The organism is Flavobacterium swingsii (assembly GCF_900111965.1).
GTDB lineage: Bacteria > Bacteroidota > Bacteroidia > Flavobacteriales > Flavobacteriaceae > Flavobacterium > Flavobacterium swingsii.
In genome coordinates, this window is the sequence record NZ_FOJT01000003.1 from 248,411 (window position 1) to 270,513 (window position 22,103).

At 31.9% G+C, this 22,103-nt stretch carries 23 protein-coding genes; all 23 read left to right on the forward strand.

All coding sequences use genetic code 11. The annotated features are described in order from the left end of the window. Positions 1-3 precede the first annotated feature (3 nt). The 23 genes from BM053_RS06275 (at position 4) to BM053_RS06385 (ending at position 22,084) form a co-directional block, all read left to right on the forward strand. Complete coding sequence (locus BM053_RS06275) at positions 4-438, forward strand: hotdog family protein (RefSeq protein WP_091475250.1); 435 nt, start codon at positions 4-6, stop codon at positions 436-438. An 11-nt stretch (positions 439-449) separates the two neighbouring features. Then, positions 450-911, forward strand: coding sequence for a hotdog family protein (locus tag BM053_RS06280; RefSeq protein ID WP_091475252.1), 462 nt, complete (start codon positions 450-452; stop codon positions 909-911). 3 nt (positions 912-914) lie between these two features. Then, positions 915-1,319, forward strand: coding sequence for a flexirubin biosynthesis protein DarG (locus BM053_RS06285; protein WP_091475254.1), 405 nt, complete (start codon positions 915-917; stop codon positions 1,317-1,319). Beyond that, positions 1,319-2,317, forward strand: coding sequence for a BtrH-related acyltransferase DarH (locus tag BM053_RS06290; protein WP_091475257.1), 999 nt, complete (start codon positions 1,319-1,321; stop codon positions 2,315-2,317). The genes BM053_RS06285 and BM053_RS06290 overlap by 1 nt, the downstream gene beginning before the upstream one ends. Before the next feature lie 61 nt (positions 2,318-2,378). Next, on the forward strand, positions 2,379-3,077 hold the full coding sequence (locus BM053_RS06295) for an ABC transporter ATP-binding protein (RefSeq protein ID WP_167357317.1): 699 nt from the start codon (positions 2,379-2,381) through the stop codon (positions 3,075-3,077). Then, positions 3,067-4,350 carry an ABC transporter permease gene (locus BM053_RS06300; RefSeq protein WP_167357309.1) on the forward strand — a complete coding sequence of 428 codons (1,284 nt, stop codon included), beginning with the start codon at positions 3,067-3,069 and terminating at the stop codon, positions 4,348-4,350. Before BM053_RS06295 ends, BM053_RS06300 begins: the two co-directional genes overlap by 11 nt. After that, on the forward strand, positions 4,325-4,774 hold the full coding sequence (locus BM053_RS06305) for an acyl-CoA thioesterase (protein WP_091475261.1): 450 nt from the start codon (positions 4,325-4,327) through the stop codon (positions 4,772-4,774). Before BM053_RS06300 ends, BM053_RS06305 begins: the two co-directional genes overlap by 26 nt. 2 nt (positions 4,775-4,776) lie before the next feature. Beyond that, positions 4,777-5,913, forward strand: a complete 1,137-nt coding sequence (locus BM053_RS06310; protein ID WP_091475263.1) for a beta-ketoacyl-[acyl-carrier-protein] synthase family protein — start codon at positions 4,777-4,779, stop codon at positions 5,911-5,913. Continuing rightward, a complete protein-coding gene (locus tag BM053_RS06315) occupies positions 5,913-6,530 on the forward strand; it encodes a 3-oxoacyl-ACP synthase (RefSeq protein ID WP_091475265.1) in 618 nt (205 codons plus the stop codon). The genes BM053_RS06310 and BM053_RS06315 overlap by 1 nt, the downstream gene beginning before the upstream one ends. A gap of 1 nt (position 6,531) precedes the next feature. Next, positions 6,532-6,789: a phosphopantetheine-binding protein gene (locus BM053_RS06320; RefSeq protein WP_091475267.1), complete on the forward strand. Its 258-nt coding sequence runs from the start codon at positions 6,532-6,534 to the stop codon at positions 6,787-6,789. 148 nt (positions 6,790-6,937) lie between these two features. Further along, on the forward strand, positions 6,938-8,137 hold the full coding sequence (locus BM053_RS06325) for a beta-ketoacyl-[acyl-carrier-protein] synthase family protein (RefSeq protein ID WP_091475269.1): 1,200 nt from the start codon (positions 6,938-6,940) through the stop codon (positions 8,135-8,137). Then, positions 8,134-9,198: a beta-ketoacyl synthase N-terminal-like domain-containing protein gene (locus BM053_RS06330; RefSeq protein WP_091475271.1), complete on the forward strand. Its 1,065-nt coding sequence runs from the start codon at positions 8,134-8,136 to the stop codon at positions 9,196-9,198. Before BM053_RS06325 ends, BM053_RS06330 begins: the two co-directional genes overlap by 4 nt. After that, on the forward strand, positions 9,192-9,968 hold the full coding sequence (locus tag BM053_RS06335) for a polysaccharide deacetylase family protein (RefSeq protein ID WP_091475273.1): 777 nt from the start codon (positions 9,192-9,194) through the stop codon (positions 9,966-9,968). The genes BM053_RS06330 and BM053_RS06335 overlap by 7 nt, the downstream gene beginning before the upstream one ends. Further along, positions 9,958-10,590, forward strand: a complete 633-nt coding sequence (locus BM053_RS06340; protein ID WP_091475276.1) for a flexirubin biosynthesis/transport protein LolA2 — start codon at positions 9,958-9,960, stop codon at positions 10,588-10,590. Before BM053_RS06335 ends, BM053_RS06340 begins: the two co-directional genes overlap by 11 nt. Beyond that, a complete protein-coding gene (locus tag BM053_RS06345; RefSeq protein WP_167357310.1) occupies positions 10,559-11,191 on the forward strand; it encodes a flexirubin biosynthesis protein LolB2 in 633 nt (210 codons plus the stop codon). The genes BM053_RS06340 and BM053_RS06345 overlap by 32 nt, the downstream gene beginning before the upstream one ends. Before the next feature lie 2 nt (positions 11,192-11,193). Then, a complete protein-coding gene (locus BM053_RS06350) occupies positions 11,194-11,850 on the forward strand; it encodes a porin family protein (RefSeq protein WP_091475278.1) in 657 nt (218 codons plus the stop codon). Positions 11,851-11,856: 6 nt separating this feature from the next. Then, positions 11,857-12,228 (forward strand): ApeI family dehydratase, encoded by a 372-nt coding sequence (locus BM053_RS06355; RefSeq protein ID WP_091475280.1) that lies wholly within the window; start codon positions 11,857-11,859, stop codon positions 12,226-12,228. A 3-nt stretch (positions 12,229-12,231) separates the two neighbouring features. After that, positions 12,232-12,717, forward strand: a complete 486-nt coding sequence (locus tag BM053_RS06360; protein WP_091475282.1) for a hypothetical protein — start codon at positions 12,232-12,234, stop codon at positions 12,715-12,717. Positions 12,718-12,729: 12 nt separating this feature from the next. After that, a complete protein-coding gene (locus BM053_RS06365; protein WP_091475285.1) occupies positions 12,730-13,911 on the forward strand; it encodes a DUF2062 domain-containing protein in 1,182 nt (393 codons plus the stop codon). A 3-nt stretch (positions 13,912-13,914) separates the two neighbouring features. Continuing rightward, positions 13,915-17,595, forward strand: a complete 3,681-nt coding sequence (locus tag BM053_RS06370; RefSeq protein ID WP_091475287.1) for a 1-acyl-sn-glycerol-3-phosphate acyltransferase — start codon at positions 13,915-13,917, stop codon at positions 17,593-17,595. Further along, positions 17,595-19,112 (forward strand): phytoene desaturase family protein, encoded by a 1,518-nt coding sequence (locus tag BM053_RS06375; RefSeq protein ID WP_091475289.1) that lies wholly within the window; start codon positions 17,595-17,597, stop codon positions 19,110-19,112. The genes BM053_RS06370 and BM053_RS06375 overlap by 1 nt, the downstream gene beginning before the upstream one ends. A 6-nt stretch (positions 19,113-19,118) precedes the next feature. After that, entirely contained in the window at positions 19,119-20,789 is a 1,671-nt protein-coding gene (locus BM053_RS06380) for a C45 family autoproteolytic acyltransferase/hydrolase (RefSeq protein ID WP_091475626.1), read from the forward strand. Further along, positions 20,786-22,084, forward strand: coding sequence for a flexirubin biosynthesis putative acyl-CoA ligase FlxY (locus BM053_RS06385; protein WP_091475292.1), 1,299 nt, complete (start codon positions 20,786-20,788; stop codon positions 22,082-22,084). Before BM053_RS06380 ends, BM053_RS06385 begins: the two co-directional genes overlap by 4 nt. Positions 22,085-22,103: the final 19 nt, after the last annotated feature.

A 22,103-nucleotide genomic window follows, 5' to 3' on the forward strand; every position in this document is an offset into this window, starting at 1 on the left:
AATATGGAAACATCAAATGCTATTTTTGAAAAAGATTTTGTAGAAAATTTGTTGCCACAAAAATTCCCTTTTGTCATGGTCGATAAACTGTATTCTTATACCGAAATTTCTTTGGTTTCAGGACTAAAAATACAAAGCGACAACATTTTTTTTCATAACAAAAATTTTGTAGAAGCCGGATTAGTAGAGCACATGGCACAATCTGTCGCATTACACACAGGTTATCAATTTTATTTGAAAAAAGAACCTGCGCCAACGGGTTACATAGGTTCGATTAAAGATATTGAGATAAAAAAATTACCAAAATTAGATGACGAAATTCAAACTACAGTTTCTATTCTTCAAGAATTTGGAGGAATAACTTTAGTTGATATCGTAACAAAATTAAACGGAATCGAAATCGCTACGGGTCAAATGAAAACAGTTTTAGCCAAATAATTTCAAGAGAAATGGATACAACTATAGACATAAAAAACTATTTGCCTCATCGTAAACCTTTTTTAATGGTTGACATGATTCTAATCATGGATGACGAAAAAGTTGAAACCATTTTTGAAATAAAAAGCGATAATATATTCATTCAAAATAATACTTTTATAGAAGCTGGACTAATTGAAAATGCAGCTCAAACTTGTTCATCAATAGTTGCAAAAGATTATTTTGTAGATGAGAATAACGAAGACAAATCAGGTGTTGATGTGGTTGGATTTATAAGTGCAATAAAATCATTAAAAATTCATAAACTTCCAGAAGTTGGAAATACAATCAAAACAATTTCAACTTTAGTATCAAAATTCGTAACAGACGATTATAGCTTGTGTACGATGAGTTGTCAAACTTTCAATAACGAAGAATTACTTTTAGAAGGAGAGATTAATCTTTTCATTCAAGAAAATCATTCAAAACAATAGAAGATGAAAGAAAACGAAGTTCCACAAGACAAAGGCAATCTTTCTAAAAGCAATATGAAAGAATTGGTTTATGCAACCGATGAAAAAGGCAATTATACAACCGCTTTAAGCACTGGTTGGGAACCAAAAACGATAGCGCTTTCTAATTCTATTGATGAAATAAACGAACGAATTGCTACTGCAAAAGAACAAGTAAAAAATGGAGAAGTAAGTCCAATTGTTTATTTTATGGAGTTTTCTAAAATGGATATTGCTGTGCTGTCTAGTTATGTTGGTATGTGGCAATGGCGCGTAAAAAGACATTTTAAACCTACAGTTTTTGCCAAATTAAGTAATACCATTTTACAGAAATATGCCGAAACTTTCAATATTTCGGTTGAAGAATTAAGAAATTTTAAAACAGATTAATGGAAATCAATTTTACACATCATCAATCTGCGCATTGCGAAAACGGAGTAGCTTCCAATTTGCTAAAAAACAATGGTTTAAACATCAGTGAACCTATGGTTTTTGGTATTGGATCAGGACTTTTCTTTGTTTATTTACCATTTATAAAAGTAAATTACGCACCAGCAATTAGTTACAGACCAATGCCTGGCGCTATTTTTAATAAATTGGCAAAACGATTAGGATTAAAAATAAAAAGACAAAAATTTTCTAGCGAAGCTAATGCTACAAAAGCTTTAGACGAAAATCTAAAAAACAATATTCCTACAGGATTGCAAGTGGGTGTTTATAATTTAACGTATTTTCCAGACGAATACCGTTTTCATTTCAACGCTCATAATTTAGTCGTTTATGGCAAAACTGAAACCGATTATCTCATCAGCGATCCAGTAATGGAAACCGTGACGACACTCACACACCAAGAACTAAATAAAGTACGTTTTGCCAAAGGAGCTTTTGCGCCAAGAGGACAAATGTATTACCCAATTCATATTCCTGCTACTATCGATTTAAAAAGCGCTATTGTCAAAGGAATCAAGAATACTTGCCGCGATATGTTAGCTCCTGCGCCGATTATTGGCGTTAGAGGAATAAAATTTGTAGCCAGCCGAATTAGAAAATGGCCATTGAAACACGGAACCAAAAAAGCCAATCATTATCTAGCTCAAATGGTTAGAATGCAAGAAGAAATAGGAACTGGTGGCGGTGGTTTCCGATTTATTTATGCGGCTTTTCTTCAAGAATCAGCAGTAATTTTAGAAAACGAAAAACTAAAAGAATTGTCTCAAGAAATGACAGCAATAGGTGATTTATGGCGAGATTTTGCTGTAAATGCTTCTAGAGTTTACAAAAATCGAAGCACACAAGCCGATGTTTACAATACCATTGCGGACCAACTTTTAGACATTGCCAATAAAGAAGAAGTTTTTTTTAAAAAATTAAAAGCAGCCATTAGCTAATACTATTTTGAAACCCATCATCCAAATAACCCAACTCTCCAAAAAGTACAAAGATGCCGAAATGTATTCTTTGAGCGACTTTTCACTTTCTATATACGAAGGTCAGATTTTTGGTTTGTTAGGACCAAATGGAGCTGGGAAAACAACCCTAATTTCCATGCTTTGCGGATTAGTAAAACCAACATCAGGAAGTTTTTCGATTGATGATTTGTCGTATGCAAAAAATTCCAGCGAGATAAAAAAAATCATTGGAGTAGTTCCTCAAGAATATGCATTATATCCAACATTAACCGCAAGGGAAAACTTACTATATTTTGGAAGTATGTATGGTTTAAAAGGGAATGATTTAAAAGAAAAAGTAATCGAAAGTCTTGATTTTTTAGGATTATTAAAATTTGCCGACAAACGAATTGAAACTTTTTCTGGCGGAATGAAACGCCGAATCAATTTGATAGCAGGAATTTTGCACAATCCAAAAGTGCTTTTTCTAGACGAACCAACGGTGGGTGTCGATGTGCAATCTAAAAATGCAATTATTGATTATCTAAAAAAACTCAACAAAAACGGGACGACTATAATATATACTTCACATCATTTATCCGAAGCGCAGGATTTTTGTACCGATATTGCTATTGTCGATAGAGGAAAAATTTATGCAGAAGGAACACCAAATAACTTGATTGCTTCCACTGCAAACGCTCGAAATTTGGAAGACGTTTTTATTGCATTAACCGGAAAAGAATTGCGAGATGATATATAAATTGTTCATGTCGGTTTACAAAGAATTCCTGCTCTTAAAAAGAGATATAGGAGGCGTTGTTATTCTGTTTATTATGCCATTGGTACTCATAATTACAGTGACTTTAATTCAAGATAGCACTTTCAAAACAGTTAGCGATGCCAAAATCCCGATTCTTTTGGTTGATAACGACAACGGGAATGTGTCTAAAACGGTTTTCGATAATTTACAAAAAAGCAATATTTTTACGGTTGTTACCAAAATAAATGACGAACAACTAACCGAATCATCGGCTAAAGAAGCTGTTTTTAAAGGAAAATATCAATTAGCCATCATTATTCCAGAAAAACTAAGCGCCGATTTGCAATCTAAAATCGATCAAAATGTCGAAAAAATAACGGCCAGTTTAGGAATGACCGATACTTTGGCGAAAGCTGAAAAGACTACAGTTGTTAATCAAAAAGAAGTGAAATTGTATTTTGATCCTGCGGTGCAAATGAGTTTCAAAAATGCTGTCATGAGTTCTATTGACAAAATGATTTCTCAAATAGAAACTAAATCGATTTATGCTACTTTCCAAGCGCAATTAGGAGAAGAAACAACCAGTTTCGAACAGAAAAGTTTTATCACATTCAAAGAAATTGTTCCAAAAGTGAATAATGAAGAAATTATTCCAAATTCGGTACAACACAATGTACCAGCTTGGACTTTGTTTGCCATTTTTTTTATTGTAATTCCTTTGTCTATCAATATTGTAAAAGAAAAATCACAAGGAACTTTTGTTCGGCTAAGAACTAATCCAGTTCCTAATGTGATTGTTATTGCTGGAAAAACGATTACGTATTTAATTATTTGTATGATTCAGTTTTACATGATGATTTTAGTGGCAATTTTCTTATTTCCACACATTGGCTTGCCGTCATTAAATGTAGAAGGAAACTTGTTTTTGATGAGTATAGTAGCACTATTTTCAGGATTTGGAGCTATTGGCTTCGGAATATTATTAGGAACAATCGCTAAAACACAAGAACAATCTGCACCTTTTGGCGCCACTTCTGTCATTATATTGGCAGCAATAGGAGGTATTTGGGTTCCTGTTTTTGCTATGCCAAAAATGATGCAACTCATAGCGCAATCTTCTCCTATGAATTGGGGATTGAATGCCTTTTATGATGTGCTTTTGCGTCATGGTTCTATCGTAGATATTCTACCAGAAATAAGTTTGTTATTTTTATTTTTCATAATTACCACAACCATTGCCTTGCAGTATGATAAAAAGAAAAGAGCAGTTTAACGAAGCCTCTCAATTAACAATTTCACATGAAATTAGAGTGAGATTTAATGAAACAGATCCATTAGGAATCGTGTGGCATGGTTATTATATCACTTATTTTGAAGATGGTCGTGAAGCATTTGGTCGTCAACACGGACTTTCATATCTCGATATTTTCGATAGTGGATTTACAACACCCATAGTCAAATCAACTTGTGAGCACAAGTTGTCTTTACGTTATGGCGATGTGGGTCGAATAGAAACTACAATTGTAGATACGCCTGCTGCCAAAATGATTTACAGATATACAATTTATGATGCCAATAACGAAATTGCTTGTACTGGCGAAACAGTTCAGGTTTTTTTAGATAAAAATGGAGATTTAATGCTAACCAATCCACCTTTTTATGAGGAATGGAAACGTAAAGTTGGTTTAATAAAATAAAAATGGTCAAAGAAGTATTTATTACCGAAACAAACTGCATCACACCAATCGGGTTTGATGTTGCCACCAATATTCAAAATATTGAAAGTGGCATTTCTGGTATTCAATTACATCAAAATGCCATGTTGAACAAACCATTTTATGCATCAACAATCAATAATGAGGAATTAAATTTGGCTTTCGCTAAAATTTCTCCATCAGAGAATTTCACAAGATTAGAAAAAATGATGATTTTGGCTTTGCAACCCATAGTTGAAAACTCAAAATTAGATTTGAATAATAAAGTTGGTTTCCTACTTTCTACAACCAAAGGAAATATTACAGCATTAGCAAATCCTTCAGAAGAAAGTTTTCAAAGTGCACATTTACATCAATTAGCAAAAAATATAGCCAATTTTTTCGAATTCAAAACTGAACCAATTGTCGTTTCAAACGCTTGTGTTTCTGGAATTTTAGCAGTTTCAGTTGCCAAAAGATTAATACAATCCGAAATGTTCGACAGTATATTTGTAGTAGCTGGCGATGAAGTTTCTGAGTTTGTTTTGTCTGGATTCAACTCCTTTCAAGCCATGAGTGATTTGCCATGTAAACCGTATTCAAAAAATAGAACAGGTGTTTCTCTTGGCGAAGCAACAGCAGCAGTTTTAGTTTCTTCTAGCAAAGAAAATGCTAAAATAAAAATTATTGGCGATGGTGCTATAAACGATGCCAATCATATTTCTGGACCATCAAGAACGGGCGAAGGACTTTTTAGAAGCATCGAAAGTGCTTTGGCGGAAGCCAAAATAAACGCCAATCAAATCGATTATATTTCTGCTCACGGAACCGCAACGCCATTTAATGACGAAATGGAAGCTATTGCTTTCAATAGATTGGAATTAGAAAATGTACCAGTAAATAGTCTAAAAGGCTATTACGGACACACTTTAGGAGCATCAGGATTGTTGGAAACCGTTATCGGAATCCAATCCGTTTTAGAAAGTAAATTATTTGTTTCTTTAGGTTTTGATGAAATAGGAGTGAGTCAACCTATTAATATTATCAAGGAAAATCAAGATAAAAACAGCAACTATTTTCTAAAAACCGCTTCTGGTTTTGGCGGTTGCAACACAGCGGTTTTATTCGAAAAAGTAAAGTAATGTTAGAAAATAAAACTTATATAGAAACTTTTTGCACCATTCAGAATAACGAAATTACTCTGAATGGAGAAACTATTTTCAAATCAGATTCTGATTTGTTTGCTGACTTTTCTAAGAAAGCATATCAGAATTTCGATATCAATTATCCAAAGTTTTTTAAAATGGATAATTTGAGCAAACTAGCTTTTCTAGCTGCCGAATTACTTCTGAAAAACGAAATTGACGAATCTAAAGAAAACGACATCGCTTTGGTTTTTGCCAACAAATCATCAAGTTTAGATACCGATGTAAAGTATCAGAACTCGATTTCCGACAAAGAAAATTATTTTCCAAGTCCAGCGGTTTTCGTTTACACATTACCAAACATTTGCATCGGAGAAATTAGTATCAAGCACCAATTGAAAAGTGAAAATTCTTTTTTTATCTTTGACGCGTTCAATTCGGAATTCATGACAAATTATGCTGAGGTGCTTTTGCATACAAAAAAAGCAGAAAAAGTCCTTTGCGGATGGGTCGAATATTATAACGAAGAATACAAAGCATTCCTTTATTTGGTTGCCAACGAAGGAAAAACAGAACATAATAAACAAATAATAGAAAATTTATACAATAAATAATATGGAAGCATTAAAACAAGAATTAAAAGCAAAAATCATTGAAGTCCTAAACTTAGAAGACATAAATGTAGCAGATGTAAAAGATGATGATGCCTTATTTGGCGACGGATTAGGATTAGATTCTATCGATGCACTTGAGCTTATTGTTATGCTTGACAAAGATTACGGAATCAAATTAGTAGATCCAAAAGAAGGGAAAAATATCTTCCAATCTATCGAAACGATGGCTGCTTATATTACAGCAAACAGAACGAAGTAATTTTTTGATTATGGCGTTACCACAAGGGTCGGGCTTTTCGTTGCAATCTTTTTTTCTCTCGTTAAAAAAAACGAGATCAAAAAAGGATTTCCACTGCAATCCCTAACGCAAAACGTAGAATTTTATAAAATCAGAAATCTAAAATGGAATGAAAGGAGTTGCAATCACAGGAATGGGAATAATTTCGGCAATCGGGAATTCGGTTGAAGAAAACTATGCTTCATTACTAAATAACAAAACGGCAATTACAACCATCGAAAATATTTCGACGGTGCATTCTGATTTGAGAAAAGTGGGCGAAATCAAAAAAACCAATCAAGAATTAGCTGACGAACTTCAACTTTCTGCGGATAATAATTTCTCAAGAACAGCTATGATTGGCGCCATTGCAGCCAAACAAGCAGTTCAAGACGCAGGAATTACTTCGATAAACGAATACAAAACGGGATTAATTTCGGCAACCAGTGTTGGCGGAATGGACATGACCGAAAGATATTATTACGATTATTTCGAAAAGCCAGAAACCATCAAATACATTAGTTGTCATGATGGTGGAGATGTGGCTCAAAAAATAGCCGATGAATTGGGTTTAAAAGGAATGGTAACCACCATAAGCACCGCGTGTTCATCAGCAGCAAATGCAATTATGTTAGGCGCACGATTGATAAAGTCAGGAAAACTAGATCGAGTTATTGTGGGAGGAACCGATGCTTTAGCAAAATTTACCATCAACGGATTTAAAACCTTAATGATTTTATCGGACGGATATAATATGCCATTCGATAACGACCGAAAAGGATTAAATTTAGGTGAAGCCGCCGCTTTTTTAGTCTTAGAATCGGACGAAATGGTAGCAAAAGAAAACAAAAAAGTATTGGCAAGAGTTTCTGGTTACGGAAACGCAAACGATGCTTTTCATCAGACCGCTTCTTCGGAAAATGGTGATGGTGCATTTCTAGCAATGGAAAAAGCATTTCAAGTTTCGGGATTAAAACCAGAAGAAATTGATTATATCAATGTGCACGGAACCGCAACTCCAAATAATGATTTGTCTGAAGGAAGAGCAATAGTCAGAGTTTTTGGCGAGAAAAATATTCCGGATTTTAGTTCAACAAAACCATTTACAGGTCACACATTAGCAGCAGCAGCAGCGATTGAAGCCGTTTATAGCGTTTTGGCAATTCAAAATAATGTGGTTTTTCCTAATATGAATTTCAAAACACCAATGGAAGAATTTAATATGATTCCGCAAACTACTTTAAAACAAAAAAATATCGAACACGTTTTGTCTAATTCATTCGGATTTGGCGGAAATTGTTCGACCGTAATTTTTTCAAAAAGCGAATGAGAAAGACATATATAAATGGTGTAGGTTGTATTTCTGCTCAAAAAACGTTCGACACAATTTTTTTGGAAGAAGCAATAATAAATGAAACAGCTAATGTTTTACCATTAGAAATCCCTGTTTACAAAGATTTTATTTCACCAACGGCAATTCGGAGAATGGCAAAAGGTGTAAAAAACGGAATTGTAGCTTCGGCATTAGCCATGAAAGAAGCAAATACCGAAACTTTCGATGCTATTATTACAGGAACAGGAATGGGTTGTATAGACGATTCCGATAAGTTTCTAAGAGCATTAATCGATAATAATGAAGAGTTTTTAACACCTACTTCTTTTATTCAATCTACTCATAATACAGTGGGTTCTCAAATTGCTTTAGGATTGCAATGCAAAGCCTATAATTTTACGTATGTAAATGGTTCCGTTTCTTTTGAATCGGCGCTTTTAGATGCTAAATTACAGTTTGATGAAAACGAAGCTTCCTCAATTTTAATTGGCGGAATAGACGAAATGAATGATTATACAGCATCACTTTTCAAGTTGGCTGGATTTATAAAACAAGACAACGAAAGTCCATATAAAGTCCTAAATTCAACTACAAAAGGGGTTGTATATAGCGAAGGCGCTACTTTTTTTGTTTTAGAAGATAAAAAACAAGACCATTCGTACGCTGAAGTTTTAGATATTGAAATTATAAATAAACTTCAAGTCAATGAAGTTGAAGCAAAAATAATTGACTTTTTAAAATCAAATTCATTGCAAATTTCTGATATTGATGCGGTAATTTTGGGTTTCAACGGCGATGTAGAAACTGACGTTTTTTATAGAAAGATTGCTGAAAATTGCTTCAAAAACACACAGCAAGTTTATTACAAACATTTGTCTGGCGAATACAATACAGCTTCTGCTTTTGGATTATGGGTTGGTGCAAAGATTATAAAAACACAACAAATTCCTGAAATTCTAAAAGTGAATTCAGTTGAAAAACCAGACTATAAAACCATACTTTTATACAATCAATACAAAGGAATCGACCATAGTTTCACTTTAATTTCGAAATGCTAAATTACAGAAATACAAATATTGTTTTTTTTGTACTTCTTGCCTTACTATTACTTCTTAGTTTTTTTGTAAAGGTAAATTGGTGGTTATTTCTGTTGCTTTTTGTTGCTAGATTTATTGTTATAATTACAGGTTCTACTCAAATTCCTTTAAATTTTTTTTTAAAAGCGTATTGCAATAATCCGTTAGAAAAAGAAAAAAAGGTTGCATTAACATTCGATGACGGACCACACGAAATGACCTTATTGGTTTTAGATGTTCTAAAAAAATACAATGCAAAAGCTACTTTTTTTTGTATTGGTAAAAATGTAGAAAAACACCCAGAAATTCTAAAAAAAGTTATTTCCGAAGGACATATTGTTGGAAACCATTCGTATGATCATTCTCGTCTATTCGATTTTTATAGAAAAGACAGATTGGTGGAAGAAATTGCAAAAACAGATGCATTAATCGAAAAAATTTCAGGCAAAAAAACTAATTTATTTCGTCCGCCTTTTGGCGTTACAAATCCTTCCATAAAAAGAGCTTTAGAAGTAACAAAACACCACGTTATTGGTTGGAATATTCGTTCGTTAGACGGAATAATTAAAAACGAAAAACTGGTTTTTAACAGAATAAAAAAACTAATTTCTCCCGGCGGAATCGTACTTTTGCACGATACTTCCTTACAATCTGTGAATGCATTGGAACAGTTATTGCAGTTTATCGAAGAAAATAAATACAAAGTTGTTTCGTTAGAAGAACTTTTAGATATCAAAGCTTATGAAGATTAAAATAGCTATAATCGCATTAATTCTGTGTTTTTGCAACCTTTCATTACTCGCTCAAGAGCAAAAAATGACTGAAACAGAAATAGTTTCTTTCAAAAAAACAGTCAAAGAAGTGGCTACAAAAATAAAATCCTTAAGCACCGATTTTGTGCAATACAAACACTTAGATTTTTTGTCGAAAGACATTGAAACTTCAGGAAAAATGGCATTCAAAGAACCAAATATGTTGCAATGGCAATACAAAAAACCATATAATTATAGTATTGTTTTCAAAAATGGAAAGATTTTGATAAACGACGAAGGCAAGAAAAGCGCGATGGATGTGAGTAGCAGCAAAATTTTCGCAAAAATAAATAAACTCATTGTGGGAAGCGTAAGCGGAAATATGTTTGATGATAAGGAATTTGTAATTTCTTATTTTAAAAACAAAACCAACAATATCACAAAGTTTATCCCAAAAGATGCAGCGCTGAAAAAATACATCAAACAAATTGAATTAACTTTCGATAAAGATGACGCTACAGTAATTCAGGTAAAATTGTTAGAATCATCGGAAGATTACACACGTATTGTGCTGAAAAATAAAATTATAAATGCAAAAGTCGACAATTCTATTTTTAATTAGTTTTCTGTTTTTAGTTACCTCTTGTGCTACAAATAATCTTGAAAAAGAGTTGAAGCCAGTAACTTTAGAAAACACAGTTTACAACGTTCCGTATTTTGCGAATCCAGAAATAGATTATGCTTATAAAGCAAACATTTCGGTTTACGGTAATGATATGTCAGGAATTTTTATTGCAAAAAAAATAAATCCAACCACGCACAGAGTAGTTTTTACGACCGAATTTGGTAATAAATTATTGGATTTTGAAATTTCTGAAACCGATTTTAAAGTAAACTCGATTGTTGATGAATTGAATAGAAAAATATTAATTAATACTTTAAAAACCGATTTTAAGTTGTTGTTAAAAAATAAATTTTTAATAAAAGAACAATTGGAAGATACGGAAAACAAAGTTTATAAATCCGAAGATGGAAGTGAGTTTAATTATCTTTTTGTATCAAAAACAGAAGATAAACTCTTTAAAATTGTGCATTCAACCAAAAGAAAAGACCAAATAAACATCAATTTCACATCAGAAAATAATACTTTTGCTGAAAATATTATTATTCAACATTATAATATAAAACTAAGAATAGAATTAAATTATTTAGAGACAAATTAGAGATGAAAAAATTATTTATTGTTGCCATTATTGCATTATTTGGAATCACTCAAACGGAAGCACAAGTTACATTTAAGCCAGGATTGCGCGGAGGAGTAAACTTTGCTCACTTTACCCAAGGAGATCCTTATATGAGTTATACTTATGATATTGATGGAAATTATGTATCTACATCTAATGACAATGACGATTTTAAAGCAAAAACAGACTTTTACGCAGGTTTTTACGGTGCTTTACATCTTACAAAATACTACACATTACAACCTGAGATTAATTATTCTAGACAAGGTTCGTATGTTGAATCAAGAGACGGTAATGTAGTAACTAGAACGAAATTTGACGTGTCTTATCTTTCGATTGGAATACTTAACAAATTTACTTTTACAGAGAAGTTTAACTTTCATGTTGGTCCAACTGTAGATTTTGTTGTAGAAAAAACAAAGTTTGTAAATGAAAATTCAGATGATTTTTTCCTTTTTCCAGACGATAATGATGTTGATTTGACATTAACAGCAGGATTTGGATATGATTTCACTAAAAACTTTGGTTTAGAAGCAAGAGTTAAAAAAGGATTTATTTCGGTTTATGATTTTAATAATGCTAGTCCGAAAAATGTGGTTTTCCAAGTAGGAGCAACTTATACATTTGATATAAAATAAAAAAATATGCTTTTAAAAGATTTTTATAAAGTAATTTCATTAGAAAAAAATGATAGTCAAAAATATTTGGCTATCATTTTTATTAATGAAAAACATGAAGTTTTCAAAGGACATTTTCCAGGTAATCCTATTATGCCAGGAGTTTGTATGATGCAAATTATTAAAGAACTTACAGAGCAAATCACAGAAAGTTCTCTAATTATGCAAAGTTTAACTAACGTTAAATTTATGGCATTAATAAATCCAGAAGTAACGCCAGAATTGCGTTTAGAACTAGATATTGCAACAACTGAAGAAGGTTTGATTAAAGTAAAAAATACAACTTATTTTAACGAAACTGTAGCTCTAAAGTTGAGTAGCGTATATAAAAAAGTATAAAAAATGAAATTGCTGCTTTCTATTTTCTGCGTTCTATTTTCTTTCAGTAATCCGGATATTTCTGAGATTAGAAAGTTATATCCGAATGCATCAAATTCAGAAGTTACATCAAAAGAATTTGCTTCAAAATTTTCCGATATTACAAGCGAAAGTAATAAAACATTAGTTGCTTACAAAGGCGCTTCAGTTACAATTTCTTCAAAATTTATAAAGAAAGTTTCGGACAAAATTAAAGTTTTTAAAGAAGGAGTAAAATTAGTTGAACTTGCTGCTGGAAGCGAACCAAACAATATCGAAATCCGATTAATCCGATTAAGTATTCAGGAAAATGTTCCTAAAATAGTAAAATACAACAAAAACAAAAAAGAAGATGCTGCGTTTATTTTAGCGCATTATAACGAGCAATCTACTGCTTTGAGAGCTTATTTGAAAATTTTTATATTGCAATCTAAAAGTTTTTCTCCAGATGAAAAACAAACTATCAAATAGTTAAATTACATAATGGAAATTTTTATTCCCGAAATAAATCAAACAAAATCACTAAATTTTTGTGTTATTGTACCCACGTATAATAATTACAAAACATTAGCACGCGTTTTAGATTCTGTTTTAGAATATACCAAAAATGTGATTGTTGTCAATGATGGTTCGACCGATTCGACAGCTGAAATTTTAAAAAACTATTCAAATCTTACCCAAATTCATCATCCAAAAAATGCTGGAAAAGGAATTGCTTTACAAAACGGTTTCAAAAAAGCTTTAGAACTTAACTATGAATTTGCGATAACTATCGATTCCGATGGACAACATTTTGCTTCCGATATTCTTTCGTTTATTAATGAAATTAATGCAAATGGAGAAGCTTTACTCATAGGAAGCCGAAATATGACACAAGAAAATGTGCCCAAAAAAAGTAGTTTTGGAAACAAATTTTCTAATTTTTGGTTTTGGTTCGAAACAGGCATCAAACTAGAAGACACACAATCTGGTTATCGATTATATCCAATTAAAAGGATTCCTAAAAATTATTTTACAAACAAATTCGAGTTCGAAATCGAAGTTATTGTGCGCGCCGCTTGGAAAGGAATTGCTGTAAAAAACATTCCAATTCAGGTTTTATACGATCCAACCGAAAGAGTTTCTCATTTTCGACCATTCAAGGATTTTACCCGAATTAGTATTTTGAATACGATTTTAGTCGCGATTGCCATTTTTTATATCAAACCAAGAGATTTTTTTTTGCGATTAAAAAATAAAGGAATTAAGAATTTTTTGCTAGAAAATGTGCTTCATAACGAAGATAGTAATTTAAAAAAATCTTTGTCAATCGCATTAGGGACGTTTATAGGAATTGCTCCTTTTTGGGGATTTCAGACCATTATTGTATTGTTTCTAGCTGTTCTTTTTAGGCTGAATAAAGTAATTTCGTTCGCTTTTTCTAATGTTAGCTTTCCGATTTTTATTCCTTTTATAATTTATGGCTCTCTAAAAATGGGTAGTTATTTTGTACGAACAGGAAAACCGTTATTGTTGGATACTTCGATGACTCTTGCTGATGTTCAAAACAATATTACTCAATATCTCATTGGAAGTTTTGTTTTGGCAACCATAATGTCAGTCATTTTTGGTCTTTTTGGCTATTTTTTGTTGACGATTTTCAGTACTTTTAAAAATAAAAAATAAAGCATGCAAAATTTCTTTTTTAACCTTAATACATTCGCCAATAAAAATAAATTACTGTTTTCAGGAATCGTATTTGCGTTGCTTTTGTTTTTTGGTTTTTGTGCTTCAAGAATTTCTTTTCAAGAAAATATTACACAACTAATTCCGTCAAATGACCAATCTGGAGTTACATCAAAAGTATTGGAACAAGTTAATTTTGCTGATAAAATAACGATTATTATTAAAAGCAAAAACAATGGTTCTCCTGATGATTTAACTCAATATGCAAATGAATTTATTTCTGAATTAGATAGTAAATGCAAGCCTTATGTTGGGAAAATTCAAGGGAAAATAGACGAAGAAAACATACAGGAAACCTTCGATTTTGTGTATGCTCATTTGCCTCTTTTTTTAGATAAAAATGATTATGCAACCATTCAAAATAAAATAAATAACGATAGTATTTCAAAAATTGTCGAAGCCGATTACAAATCGTTAGTTTCTCCAACAGGAATGGTGACCAAAGATTTTATACTTCAAGATCCGTTGGGAATATCGTTTATGGCGCTAAAAAAATTACAACAATTAAGTATTGGCGACGATTTCGAATTGCAAAATGGATTCGTTTTAACCAAAGACAAGAAGAATTTAATGTTGTTTATCACAACAAAACTTCCTGCCAATGAAACCGATAAAAACACTTTATTTATTGCCGAATTAGACAAGATAAAAACTGGTTTAAGTACTAAATTCGGAAATAAAGTAAGTATGAGTTATTTTGGAGCTACGCCAGTTGCAGTTGCAAATGCTACACAAATAAAATCCGATGTGCAAAAAACGTCCATTTTTGCAACAGTAACTTTGATTTTGATTTTAGCCTTTTTTTACAGAAATATTTCAACACCAATACTCATTTTTATACCATCTGTTTTTGGAGCTATTTTTGCATTGGCCGTTTTATACTTTTTCAAAGGAACCATTTCGGCAATTTCACTCGGAATTAGTTCGATTTTATTAGGAGAAACAACCGATTATTCTATTTATGTTTTGACACATTTGCGAAACAAAAAAGATGTTAAACTGCTGTATAAAGACATTTCAAAACCATTGATGCTTTGCGGAATTACAACTGGAATTACCTTTTTGTGCTTGTTTTTTATCAAATCCGAAGCATTGCAGGATTTGGCAATTTTCGCTGCTTTAAGCGTTGTTGCTACTTCGTTTTTCTCGCTGGTTTTAATTCCACTTTTGTATAAATCAAAAAATGAAATTGTAGTTCCAAAGCTAAATATCATCGATAAATTAGGTTCTTATTCTTATCATAAAAATAAATTCTTAATAGTTTCAGTTTTTGTTTTATTGATTATTTCCCTTTTCACTTATTCGAAAGTTACCTTCAATAATGATTTGTCGTCACTTAATTTTATGACGCCAGAACTAAAAAAGACAGAGAAATATTTAGAAAATATTGCCAATATTTCTTCAAAATCTATTTATCTAGTTACACACGGAAAAAATTATGAGGAAGTTTTAAAGAACAACAATAAGTTATTTTCGGTATTAGAAAAAGACAAAAAAGCAGCAAAAATTTTAAACTTTAGTTCTATTGGTGGAATTGTTTTTTCTGAAGAAATTCAGAAACAAAAAATTCAAGATTGGAATGCATTTTGGGATTCAGAAAAAAAGACAAATCTTAAAAATAATTTAATTTCTAATGGGAATAAATATGGTTTTAAAGACAGTACTTTTTCTGTTTTTTATGAAACTTTAAACCAAAACTTTAATGCAATTTCATTTCAAGAATATGCAAAAGTAAAGTCATTCTTTCTGGAAGAATTTGTGGTCAATAAAAATGATTTTTATACCATTTCTACTTTGGTAAAAGTGCCAAACGACAAAAGAGATTCGTTTGTAAATGATATAAAAAAACAACCCAACACAGTTGTAATTGACAGACAGGAAACAAATGAAGTGTTTTTAAATTCATTAAAAGCTAATTTCGAAAACCTCGAAAATTATTCTTTTATGATCATATTCTTAGTTCTTTTCATCGCTTTCAGAAGATTAGAATTAGCGATTGTAAGTATTATTCCAATATTGATAAGTTGGATTTTCACCACTGGAATTATGGGAATGTTCGGGATTCAGTTTAATGTGATTAATATTATCGTTTGTACGCTAATCTTCGGAATTGGCGTCGATTATAGTATTTTTATGACAATGGCTTTGCAAAAAGAACACACTTTTGGGAAAGAGGAATTGCCAACTTATAAAACTTCTATTTTATTATCAGTTGCCACAACGATTTTAGGAATTGGAGTTTTAATTTTTGCCAAGCATCCTGCGCTAAAATCTATCGCATTAATCGGAATTATTGGAATATTTTCGTCTTTGATAATTACGTTTGTCATTCAACCTTTGGTTTTTGCTTTTTTTGTAACCAATAGAACCAAAAAAGGAAAACAACCGTTCGAATTGCGTTCGTTTATTCACGGTATTCTTTCTTTCATTTATTATGGTTTTGGTGGTTTTCTAATGTCTATTTTTAGTGTTACGATTTTAAAAATATTGCCATTTAAGACTGAAACTAAAATGAAATATTACCGAAAGGTGATGTCAAAATTCATGAAATCGGTTTTGTATACTAATCCTTTCGTAGTAAAAAAAATCATTAACAATGGGAATGAAAAATTTGATAAACCTGCGGTAATTATTGCTAATCACACTTCGTTTTTAGACATTTTATCTGTTGGATTACTCAGTCCAAAAATTATTTATTTAGTGAGTGATTGGGTTTATAATTCGCCTGTTTTTGGTGGAGCAGTAAAAGCATCTGGTTTTTACCCAGTTTCCGAAGGTGTCGATGGAAGTTTAGAGCATTTGCGTCCTAAAATTGAAGAAGGTTATTCGATAATGGTTTTCCCAGAAGGTACAAGGTCTGAGAGCAATGTGATCAAACGTTTTCATAAAGGTGCTTTTTATATTGCTGAGCATTTTAATTTAGATATCATTCCGATTCTTATTCACGGAAATTCTGAAGCGCTTCCAAAAAATGATTTTATTATTTATGACGGTTCTATTACCATCAAAATTTTAGAAAGAATTACTCCAGACAACAATGCTTTTGGGAATGATTACGCAGAAAGAACAAAAAAAATCGGAGCTTTTTTCAAACAAGAATTTCAAAAAATACGTTACGAGATTGAAGATGAAAATTATTTCAAAAAAATTATTTTACTCAGTTTTGCTTACAAAGAAACTGAAATTGTAAATGCTGTTAAAGCAGATTTGAAAAATAACTTACTTTGTTATTTTAACCTAAATAAATACATTGGGACAAAAGCGAAAGTATTGCATTTAGCCAACGATTTCGGACAACTAAATGTGTTGTTAACTTTGCAGGAAGCCCAAAGAAAAGTTGATAGTTATCTTGTAAATGATTTAAATAGAGATATCGCTAAACAAAATCTTTGGACAAAAAAACGAGATATAAATTATTTGACATCGGAAGATGAAATTGAACAAAATTATGATGTTGTTTTAATTTCAGAGGCGACAAACAACATCAATATTCAAAAAATAGCCGACATTGCCAGTAGTGTTTTGTTGATTAATAATTTTAAGTCACTAAATTCGTTCCTTGATTTTGGTTTTGAAATCGAATTACAAGACGACCAATTGATACTTTTAAAGAAAAAATGGTAATGAAAGAGCATTACGACATAGTAATTATAGGAAGTGGTTTGGGCGGGTTGGTTTCTGCAATTATATTAGCCAAAGAAGGTTACAGCGTTTGCGTGCTCGAAAAAAACAATCAGTTTGGTGGGAATTTGCAAACTTTTGTAAGAGATAAAACCATTTTCGATACAGGAATTCATTATATTGGAGGATTAAGTGAAGGTCAGAATTTGTATAAATATTTTAAATATTTAGGCATTATGGATGATTTGAAACTTAAAAAAATGGACGAAGACGGATTTGATATCGTTTCTTTTGAAGATACTAATAAAGAATTTCCTCATGCGCAAGGCTATGAAAATTTCACCAATCAATTAGTAAAATTTTTTCCAGAAGAAAAAGAGAATATCCAAAAATATTGCAAAGAAGTTATTACAACTTGCGACTCGTTTCCTTTGTATAATTTGCAACACGAAGGCGAATATGATAGCGAAATTTTATCTGTAAATGCCAAGCAATTTATAGATGGTGTAACCGAAAATAAAGAATTGCGAGCAGTTCTTGGCGGAACCAATTTTTTATATGCAGGAATTGCCGATAAATCTCCTTTTTATGTTCACGCCTTGTCTGTAAACTCTTATATTCAGAGCTCTTATCGTTGTGTAAATGGTGGAAGTCAAATTACAAAACAGTTAATAAAGCAACTCAAAAAACATGGCGGAGAAGTGTATAAATATAAAGAAGTTATACAATTCGAATCGGAAGAAAATGATGTCAAACGAGCTGTGATGAAAGACGGAACTTCAGTTTCTGGAAATATTTTTATATCTAATGTAGATCCAAAAGCAACCCTAAAAATGGTTGGAGAAGACAAATTTAGAAAGTCATATGTCAAAAGAATCGAAAGTTTAGAAGGTGTTTTTTCGCCCTTTAGTTTGTATATTGTTTTTAAGCCAGAATCGTTCAAATATAGAAATCATAATTATTACCATTTTAAAAATAGCGAAGAAGTTTGGACAGCACACGAATACGACGAACAATCGTGGCCAAAAGCATTTATGGCTTCGATGAATGCTGGAAAAGAAGATGTTTGGGCAGACGGAATGACTTTTCTAACGTATATGAAATTCGATGAGCTAAAAAGATGGGAACATACTTATAATACAACTGCCGAAAAAGAAGATCGTGGCGAAACTTACGACGAATTTAAAGCCAGAAAAGCAGAAAAATTCCTTCAAGAAATAGAACTTAAATTCCCAGGAATTAGAGATTGTATCAAATCTGTTCATACATCAACACCACTTTCTTACCGTGATTATATAGGCGGTTACAAAGGAAATATGTATGGTTACGAAAAAGATTCAAATAATCCGATGAAAACATTTATAGCATCAAAAACCAAACTAAACAACCTATATCTTACAGGTCAAAGCATCAATATGCACGGAGTTTTGGGTGTAACTATTGGCGCTGTTGTAACTTGTTCGGAAATTGTTGGGAAAGAATATTTGGTTGATAAAATCAATCAATTTACAGAAGAATAGATGAATATGAAAAAACTTTTTCAATATTCAATTTTATCAGTATTTTTCTTGATGGTTTTCTCCTGCGGAACATCAAAATCATTGCATCACAAACCGCAATTAGAAGGTTATAACAATACAATTCCAGTTGTAAAAAAACAGTCGAACACACTTTTTTCAACAGGAAACAATTTTTTTCTTAAGAACAAACAAAACCTTTGGGAGCTCTATGTTGAAGGCGATGCGCTCGAAAGAGGATTAGCATTTGGGAGTTTGTCGGATAGTTTATTAAAGAAACAAGAAACCGTTTTTTTTTCAAAAATTAAAGACATAGTTCCTTCAAAATTCAAACAAAAATTACTTCGAAATTTCCTGAAATGGTACAATCGAAAACTGTATTTGAATGTTACCGAAGAATACAAAACCGAAATTTATGGGATTTCTCAGTATTCATCGCACGATTTCGACAATATTGCACCGTCATATTTACGAAGTTTGTATTTGCACGGCGCTCACGACATTGGTCACGCATTGCAGGATTTGGCGTTGGTTGGTTGCTCCTCATTTGCGGCTTGGGGAAATAAATCCGAAGATGGGAGTTTAATTTTAGGAAGGAATTTCGATTTTTATGCAGGCGATGATTTTGCCAAAGATAAAATCGTAGCATTTGTAAATCCAAAACAAGGCTATCCGTTTATGATGGTCACTTGGGCAGGAATGATTGGTGCTTGTTCTGGCATGAATAACGAAGGTTTGACTATTACTATAAATGCAGGAAAATCGAAAATTCCGCTCATAGCAAAAACACCAATTTCTATTCTTACTCGTGAAATTTTACAATATGCCAAGAATATTGATGAAGTCATTGCGATTGCAAAAAAGCGACAAGTTTTCGTTTCCGAATCGATAATGATTGGAAGCGCAAATGATAAAAAAGCGATTTTAATTGAAGTTTCTCCAAATAATTTTGGTGTTTTTGATGTTGAAAATAACAATCAATTACTTTGTTCGAATCATTTTCAAAGTGAAAATTTAAAAGATAACGACAGAAATGTATATCAAATAACTAACAGTCATTCTAAATATCGTTACGATAGAATGGTCGAATTATTTGATAAAAACCCGAAAATAAACCCAAAAATTGCTTCCGAAATATTACGAAATAAAGAAGGATTAAATAATTTACCTTTGGGTTATGGGAATGAAAAAGCTTTAAATCAATTATTAGCACACCACGGAATTATTTTCAAACCCGAGCAACGATTGGTTTGGGTTTCTGCAAATCCGTATCAATTGGGAGAATTTGTTTGTTATGATTTGAATAAAATTTTTAATGAAAAGAATTCTAAAGACGAGATGGTTTCGTTGCAACAAGAAAATTTAAACATTCCAAAAGATTCATTTCTAGAAACATCGGAATATAAAAATTATGAATTGTTTAGAATTGAAGATAGAAAAGTAGATGCGTTTTTAGAAGCCAAAAAAGAATTACCTTCGGATTTTGTTAAACAGTATCAATCTTTGAATCCTGATTATTGGGTTGTTTATTACAAAGTTGGATTGAGTTTTTATCAAAAAAAACAATATCAATTTGCAAAAGAACAATTCGAAAAAGCGCTGACAAAAGAAATTACAACACTTCCCGAGAAATTAGAAATAGAGAAGTATTTAAAGAAAATAGAAAGAAAACTACAATGATTCCAAAAATAGAAACCGCAACAACCGAAGAAATTAAATCTTTTCAGGAGCAAAAACTTTTGGAATTATTGGTTTACGTAAATCAGAATTCACCTTATTACAAAAGACTTTTTGCAAAAGAGAATATCGATATTAATAAAATAAAAACGTTAGAAGATTTACAACTTTTGCCAGTAACTTCAAAAGAAGATTTGCAAAAATACAACGATGATTTTTTGTGCGTTCCTATTACTAAAATTATCGATTATGCTACAACTTCAGGGACATTAGGCGAACCCGTAACTTTTGGTTTGACTGATAATGATTTAGAAAGATTGGCTTATAACGAAGCCATTTCTTTTGATTGTGCAGGCGTAAAAGAAGGCGATGTCGTGCAAATGATGACCACAATCGACCGAAGATTTATGGCTGGATTGGCTTACTTTTTAGGTTTGAGAAAAATGAAAGTTGGCGTAATTCGTGTTGGTGCAGGAATTCCGGAATTGCAATGGGATTCGATTTTAAAATACAAACCAACGCATCTTATAACGGTTCCATCATTTTTATTAAAACTGATAGAATATGCCGAAAACAATAATATCGATTATAACAAATCAAGTATAAAAGGTGCAATTTGCATCGGAGAATCGCTTCGCAATCAGGATTTCTCGATGAGTATTTTATCAAAAAAAATAACTGATAAATGGAATATCAAGTTATTTTCGACTTATGCATCGACCGAAATGAGCACCGCATTTACCGAATGCGAACATTCAATTGGCGGTCACCATCACCCGGAATTAATTATTATTGAAGTTTTAGACGAACATAATAAACCGGTGAAAAACGGAGAAGCAGGCGAACTTACTTTTACCACAATTGGTGTAGAAGCCATGCCGTTAGTCCGTTTCAAAACTGGAGATATCGTACAATTACATTCAGAATCTTGTGCTTGCGGGCGAAATACGTTGCGAGTTGGGCCAGTAATTGGGCGAAAACAACAAATGATAAAATACAAAGGAACTACTTTGTATCCGCCAGCGATGAATGATGTTTTAACTCATTTTGAAAACATCGAAAGTCATATTATCGAAATTTCTACGAATGATTTAGGAACGGATGAGATTTTGATAAAAATTGCTGTCAAAAATAAATCGGAAGCATTTTTACAAGAACTGAAAGATCATTTTAGAGCTAAATTACGAGTGACTCCAAAGATTGAATTTACTACAAAAGAGATTCTAAATCCACTTATTTTTAATCCGATGAGTAGAAAACCAATCACTTTTTTCGATAAAAGAAAGAATGATTATTAGTTAAAAAATCTGAAATCAA

What these genes read in the sequence shown, in the direction of transcription:
- BM053_RS06275 (WP_091475250.1), top strand. Translation starts at nt 4, where the DNA reads ATGGAAACATCAAATGCTATTTTTGAAAAAGATTTTGTAGAAAATTTG.
- BM053_RS06280 (WP_091475252.1), top strand. Translation starts at nt 450, where the DNA reads ATGGATACAACTATAGACATAAAAAACTATTTGCCTCATCGTAAACCT.
- BM053_RS06285 (WP_091475254.1), top strand. Translation starts at nt 915, where the DNA reads ATGAAAGAAAACGAAGTTCCACAAGACAAAGGCAATCTTTCTAAAAGC.
- BM053_RS06290 (WP_091475257.1), top strand. Translation starts at nt 1,319, where the DNA reads ATGGAAATCAATTTTACACATCATCAATCTGCGCATTGCGAAAACGGA.
- BM053_RS06295 (WP_167357317.1), top strand. Translation starts at nt 2,379, where the DNA reads ATGTATTCTTTGAGCGACTTTTCACTTTCTATATACGAAGGTCAGATT.
- BM053_RS06300 (WP_167357309.1), top strand. Translation starts at nt 3,067, where the DNA reads ATGATATATAAATTGTTCATGTCGGTTTACAAAGAATTCCTGCTCTTA.
- BM053_RS06305 (WP_091475261.1), top strand. Translation starts at nt 4,325, where the DNA reads ATGATAAAAAGAAAAGAGCAGTTTAACGAAGCCTCTCAATTAACAATT.
- BM053_RS06310 (WP_091475263.1), top strand. Translation starts at nt 4,777, where the DNA reads ATGGTCAAAGAAGTATTTATTACCGAAACAAACTGCATCACACCAATC.
- BM053_RS06315 (WP_091475265.1), top strand. Translation starts at nt 5,913, where the DNA reads ATGTTAGAAAATAAAACTTATATAGAAACTTTTTGCACCATTCAGAAT.
- BM053_RS06320 (WP_091475267.1), top strand. Translation starts at nt 6,532, where the DNA reads ATGGAAGCATTAAAACAAGAATTAAAAGCAAAAATCATTGAAGTCCTA.
- BM053_RS06325 (WP_091475269.1), top strand. Translation starts at nt 6,938, where the DNA reads ATGAAAGGAGTTGCAATCACAGGAATGGGAATAATTTCGGCAATCGGG.
- BM053_RS06330 (WP_091475271.1), top strand. Translation starts at nt 8,134, where the DNA reads ATGAGAAAGACATATATAAATGGTGTAGGTTGTATTTCTGCTCAAAAA.
- BM053_RS06335 (WP_091475273.1), top strand. Translation starts at nt 9,192, where the DNA reads ATGCTAAATTACAGAAATACAAATATTGTTTTTTTTGTACTTCTTGCC.
- BM053_RS06340 (WP_091475276.1), top strand. Translation starts at nt 9,958, where the DNA reads ATGAAGATTAAAATAGCTATAATCGCATTAATTCTGTGTTTTTGCAAC.
- BM053_RS06345 (WP_167357310.1), top strand. Translation starts at nt 10,559, where the DNA reads ATGCAAAAGTCGACAATTCTATTTTTAATTAGTTTTCTGTTTTTAGTT.
- BM053_RS06350 (WP_091475278.1), top strand. Translation starts at nt 11,194, where the DNA reads ATGAAAAAATTATTTATTGTTGCCATTATTGCATTATTTGGAATCACT.
- BM053_RS06355 (WP_091475280.1), top strand. Translation starts at nt 11,857, where the DNA reads ATGCTTTTAAAAGATTTTTATAAAGTAATTTCATTAGAAAAAAATGAT.
- BM053_RS06360 (WP_091475282.1), top strand. Translation starts at nt 12,232, where the DNA reads ATGAAATTGCTGCTTTCTATTTTCTGCGTTCTATTTTCTTTCAGTAAT.
- BM053_RS06365 (WP_091475285.1), top strand. Translation starts at nt 12,730, where the DNA reads ATGGAAATTTTTATTCCCGAAATAAATCAAACAAAATCACTAAATTTT.
- BM053_RS06370 (WP_091475287.1), top strand. Translation starts at nt 13,915, where the DNA reads ATGCAAAATTTCTTTTTTAACCTTAATACATTCGCCAATAAAAATAAA.
- BM053_RS06375 (WP_091475289.1), top strand. Translation starts at nt 17,595, where the DNA reads ATGAAAGAGCATTACGACATAGTAATTATAGGAAGTGGTTTGGGCGGG.
- BM053_RS06380 (WP_091475626.1), top strand. Translation starts at nt 19,119, where the DNA reads ATGAAAAAACTTTTTCAATATTCAATTTTATCAGTATTTTTCTTGATG.
- BM053_RS06385 (WP_091475292.1), top strand. Translation starts at nt 20,786, where the DNA reads ATGATTCCAAAAATAGAAACCGCAACAACCGAAGAAATTAAATCTTTT.